The sequence below is a fragment of the Desertihabitans aurantiacus genome, assembly GCF_003344635.1.
In the GTDB taxonomy this organism is placed as follows: Bacteria; Actinomycetota; Actinomycetes; order Propionibacteriales; family Propionibacteriaceae; genus Desertihabitans; species Desertihabitans aurantiacus.
On record NZ_QPKK01000415.1, the window covers coordinates 1 to 2,121 of the forward strand.

Here is a 2,121-nt window from a genome sequence, read left to right on the forward strand (position 1 = left end):
CGCCCTGGTCCGAGCCCGGCTCGAGTCGGCCGCAGCCCGCGCGAGCGCGGAGCTCACCGCCGACGATGTCGTCTCGGTGCCGTTCCGCTCCGGGACCGACGGCTACCACACCTTCCGCATCCCGGCCCTGCTCCGCACCCCGGCCGGCACGCTGCTCGCCTTCGCCGAGGGACGCGTGGCCGGTGGCGCCGACGCCGGGGAGATCGACGTGGTGCTGCGCCGCTCGGCCGACGGCGGACGCAGCTGGGGACCGCTGCTGGTCGTCCGCCGCGGCGAGGGGCACACCGTTGGCAACCCGTGCCCGGTGGTCGACCCGACCAGCGGCGACGTCGTGCTGCTCACCTGCGCCAACGCCGGCGACGCCGAGGAGGAGGCCATCCTCACCGGTCACGCCGCCCCGCGCACCGTCCACGTGCAGCGCAGCAGCGACGACGGGCTGGGTTGGACGGCACCCACCGAGATCACCGACCAGGTGCGCCGCGAGGGCTGGCGCTGGTACGCCACCGGTCCCGGCCACGCGATCGCGCTGCGCTCCGGCCCGCACCGCGGCCGGCTGGTGGTGCCCGCCAACCACAGCGCCTCCCCCGCCCCCGGCTCCGACGACACCGGCGCGGAGCAGCACCACTACGGCGGCCACCTGATGTGCTCCGACGACGGCGGCCGCAGCTGGCACGTCGGGCTGGTCGACCCCGGCGCCGACGGCGCCAACCCGAACGAGAGCCAGGTGGTCGAGCTCGACGACGGCACCCTCTACCTGACCAGTCGCGACCAGCGCGGCGACGGCCCGGGGAACCGGCTGCAGATGTGGTCCGACGACGGCGGCGAGACCGCCCGGACGCCCTACACCCGCCAACCCGACCTCGACGACCTCCCGGTGGTGCAGGCCGCCGTGGTCGCCGTCGACGGTCTGCTGGTGCTGTCGGGGCCGTCCGACCCGCGCGCCCGACGCGCGATGGCGCTGTGGGTGAGCGCGGACGGCGGGCGCCGCTTCACCCGGGCGCTCACCCTCTCCCCCGACCCGGCCGGCTACTCCGACCTGGTGGCCCTGGACGCCGCGGTCGGCCTGCTCTGCGAGACCGGCCCGGAGCGTCCGTCCCAGACGCTGACGTTCCGCACCGTCCCCCTCGACCGGCTGCGCTGAGGGCTCCCGCGCGGGGTGGCCCCGCCGGCAGGAGGACCACCGGTGGACCGCCGCTGGACGGGGCCTGGCATCCTGGAGGGCTGAAAGGAGCTCGATGACTGCCAACGACCCCCTGTCCGACTACGTCCGCCAGTACGCCGACCGCGCCCTGGAGGGTCTCGCCCAGCTGGAGGAGAGCGCCAGCGTCGAGGTCATCCACGAGACCCGCACCTCGCTGCGCCGGCTGCGCGCCACCCTGCGCACCTTCGCCGGCTCGTTCCCGGGCACCGAGGGCCTCGACGACGACCTGCGCTTCGTCGCCGTCGCGCTCGGCCACGTCCGGGACGCCGACGTGCTGCTGGACCGTCTGCTGACCGAGATCGACTCCCTGCCCGAGACGCTGGTGCTCGGCCCGGTCCGCCGGGAGGTGCAGGAGGAGCTCGGTGTCCGCCGCCGCCAGGCCCTGGACGCCGTCGCCGAGGCCCGCCAGGACGAGCGCTGGGGCCGGGCCGTGGCCCAGCTGACCCGCTGGCGCACGGAGCCGCCGACGCTGGATGGCTCGGACCCCGCCACCGTGCTGAAGAAGGCCCGTCGCCGCGTCCGGCGCCGGATCGAGGCCGCCGAGGCGCACCCCGACTCGCTGCACTCGGCCCGCAAGGCGGCCAAGCGGTGGCGCTACGCCGCCGAGCTGCTGGCCGACCTCGGATCGGCCGACAAGCACCGCAAGAGCGCCAAGAAGGCCCAGGAGGTGCTGGGCGCGGTGCAGGACGACGTCGTCGTCACCGAGTTCCTGCGCGAGCACGCCGCCCTGGGGGCCCGCAGCGGCCACAACGCGTTCACCACCGGTCTGCTGTACGCCCGCGCGCAGCAGCGGATCGATGAGGCCGCCGCCCGCGCCGTCACCCTGGCCTGAGCCGCACCGCCCGCACCCGACCCCGGTCCCGCCCCGCGCGGGGCCGGGGTCGCGTCGTCCCCGGGCGCGGGCTCAGACCGCCGCGGCC

2 protein-coding genes are annotated in these 2,121 nt (G+C 76.3%); both read left to right on the top strand.

What is annotated here, in order from left to right:
• Positions 1-1,141 (top strand): sialidase family protein (locus DVA66_RS19680; RefSeq protein WP_198671977.1); only part of this gene is annotated, 1,141 nt, incomplete at its 5' end.
• Between the two features lie 94 nt (positions 1,142-1,235).
• Positions 1,236-2,033, top strand: coding sequence for a CHAD domain-containing protein (locus DVA66_RS19685; protein WP_114561497.1), 798 nt, complete (start codon positions 1,236-1,238; stop codon positions 2,031-2,033).
• Positions 2,034-2,121: the final 88 nt, after the last annotated feature.

Coding starts and splice junctions, on each gene's coding strand:
- DVA66_RS19685 (WP_114561497.1), top strand. CDS start 1,236: ATGACTGCCAACGACCCCCTGTCCGACTACGTCCGCCAGTACGCCGAC.